This is a genomic window from Micromonospora sp. NPDC051925 (assembly GCF_044548625.1).
GTDB lineage: Bacteria > Actinomycetota > Actinomycetes > Mycobacteriales > Micromonosporaceae > Micromonospora.
This window is the reverse complement of sequence record NZ_JBIUCH010000052.1, coordinates 2,501-5,240: the sequence shown is the minus strand read 5'-3', so window position 1 is coordinate 5,240 and position 2,740 is coordinate 2,501. Positions and strand designations below refer to the sequence as shown.

The window sequence follows — 2,740 nt, the reverse complement described above, 5'->3', positions numbered from 1 at the left end:
TTGTCCGGCGGTGTCCTACTCTCCCACACCCTCCCGAGTGCAGTACCATCGGCGCTGGAGGGCTTAGCTTCCGGGTTCGGAATGTGACCGGGCGTTTCCCCTCCGCCATGACCGCCGTAACTCTATGAACATGTCAAACAACACGCACCCACACACGTGGGGGTTGTTCGTTGTGTTCAGAGTTGCACAGTGGACGCGTAGCAGCTTCGTAGTCAAGTCCTCGGCCTATTAGTACCGGTCAACTGAACCCGTTACCGGGCTTACATTTCCGGCCTATCAACCCAGTCGTCTAGCTGGGGGCCTTACCCCACCAAAGGTGGGTGGGATACCTCATCTTGAAGCAGGCTTCCCGCTTAGATGCTTTCAGCGGTTATCCCTTCCGAACGTAGCTAACCAGCCGTGCCCCTGGCGGGACAACTGGCACACCAGAGGTTCGTCCGTCCCGGTCCTCTCGTACTAGGGACAGCCCTTCTCAAGTATCCTACGCGCACGGCGGATAGGGACCGAACTGTCTCACGACGTTCTAAACCCAGCTCGCGTACCGCTTTAATGGGCGAACAGCCCAACCCTTGGGACCTGCTACAGCCCCAGGATGCGACGAGCCGACATCGAGGTGCCAAACCATCCCGTCGATATGGACTCTTGGGGAAGATCAGCCTGTTATCCCCGGGGTACCTTTTATCCGTTGAGCGACACCGCTTCCACTCGCAAGTGCCGGATCACTAGTCCCGACTTTCGTCCCTGCTCGACCTGTCAGTCTCACAGTCAAGCTCCCTTGTGTACTTGCACTCAACACCTGATTGCCAACCAGGCTGAGGGAACCTTTGGGCGCCTCCGTTACCCTTTAGGAGGCAACCGCCCCAGTTAAACTACCCACCAGACACTGTCCCTGAACCGGATAACGGTCCGAAGTTAGATACCCAAATCAACCAGAGTGGTATTTCAAGATTGCCTCCACCTATACTGGCGTACAGGTTTCACTGGCTCCCACCTATCCTACACAAGCCCATTCAGATACCAATGTCAAGCTATAGTAAAGGTCCCGGGGTCTTTCCGTCCTGCCGCGCGTAACGAGCATCTTTACTCGTAATGCAATTTCGCCGGGCCTGTGGTTGAGACAGTGGGGAAGTCGTTACGCCATTCGTGCAGGTCGGAACTTACCCGACAAGGAATTTCGCTACCTTAGGATGGTTATAGTTACCACCGCCGTTTACTGGCGCTTAAGTTCTCCGCCTCGCCCCCAAAAGGGCTAACAGGTCCCCTTAACGTTCCAGCACCGGGCAGGCGTCAGTCCATATACATCGAATTACTTCTTCGCATGGACCTGTGTTTTTAGTAAACAGTCGCTTCCCCCTGCTCTCTGCGGCCATACAACGCTCCACCCGCACGGGGCTTCACGTCTCCGGCCCCCCTTCTCCCTAAGTTACGGGGGCAATTTGCCGAGTTCCTTAACCACAGTTCGCCCGATCGCCTCGGTATTCTCTACCTGACCACCTGTGTCGGTTTGGGGTACGGGCCGCTAAGAACTCGCTAGAGGCTTTTCTCGGCAGCATAGGATCACTGACTTCACCTGAATCGGCTCGGCATCACGTCTCAGCCACAAGTGTTGCGGATTTGCCTACAACACGGCCTACACGCTTACCCCGGCACAACCACCGGCCGGGCTCAGCTACCTTCCTGCGTCACCCCATCGCTTGACTACTACCCACCAGGTTCCCACGCTCCCCAACATCAATCCGAAGACATCAGCCAGTTCGGGCGGTTAGCACAACAGGGTTCATCACGGGCGCTCTTTCGCGGGTACGGGAATATCAACCCGTTGTCCATCGACTACGCCTCTCGGCCTCGCCTTAGGTCCCGACTCACCCAGGGCGGATTAGCCTGGCCCTGGAACCCTTGGTCATCCGGCGGAAGGGTTTCTCACCCTTCTTTCGCTACTCATGCCTGCATTCTCACTCGTGCCGCGTCCACAACTGGGTCACCCCGCTGCTTCACCCCCGGCACGACGCTCCCCTACCCATCCACACACCTGCACCAGGTATCAAGACCTGACGAGGTTGAAATGTGAATGCCACAGCTTCGGCGGTGTGCTTGAGCCCCGCTACATTGTCGGCGCGGAACCACTTGACCAGTGAGCTATTACGCACTCTTTAAAGGATGGCTGCTTCTAAGCCAACCTCCTGGTTGTCTATGCGACCCCACATCCTTTTCCACTTAGCACACGCTTAGGGGCCTTAGCTGGTGATCTGGGCTGTTTCCCTCTCGACTACGAAGCTTATCCCCCGCAGTCTCACTGCCGCGCTCTCACTTACCGGCATTCGGAGTTTGGCTGATTTCGGTAAGCTTGTGGGCCCCCTAGACCATCCAGTGCTCTACCTCCGGCAAGAAACACGCGACGCTGCACCTAAATGCATTTCGGGGAGAACCAGCTATCACGGAGTTTGATTGGCCTTTCACCCCTAACCACAGGTCATCCCCCAACTTTTCAACGTTGGTGGGTTCGGCCCTCCACGCGGTCTTACCCGCGCTTCAGCCTGCCCATGGCTAGATCACTCCGCTTCGGGTCTAGAACATGCGACTACGACGCCCTATTCAGACTCGCTTTCGCTACGGCTCCCCCACACGGGTTAACCTCGCCACATGCCACTAACTCGCAGGCTCATTCTTCAAAAGGCACGCCGTCACCCCGCAAGGCTCCGACGGATTGTAGGCGAACGGTTTCAGGTACTATTTCACTCCC

2 rRNA genes (1 of these 2 only partly in view) are annotated in these 2,740 nt (G+C 56.9%); both read right to left on the bottom strand.

The features are described 5' to 3' along the window. Positions 1 to 2 precede the first annotated feature (2 nt). Positions 3 to 119: ribosomal RNA gene (gene rrf / locus ACIG87_RS32220) — 5S ribosomal RNA — on the bottom strand. 89 nt (positions 120 to 208) lie between these two features. Next, positions 209 to 2,740: ribosomal RNA gene (locus ACIG87_RS32215) — 23S ribosomal RNA — on the bottom strand; it runs 580 nt beyond the window's last position.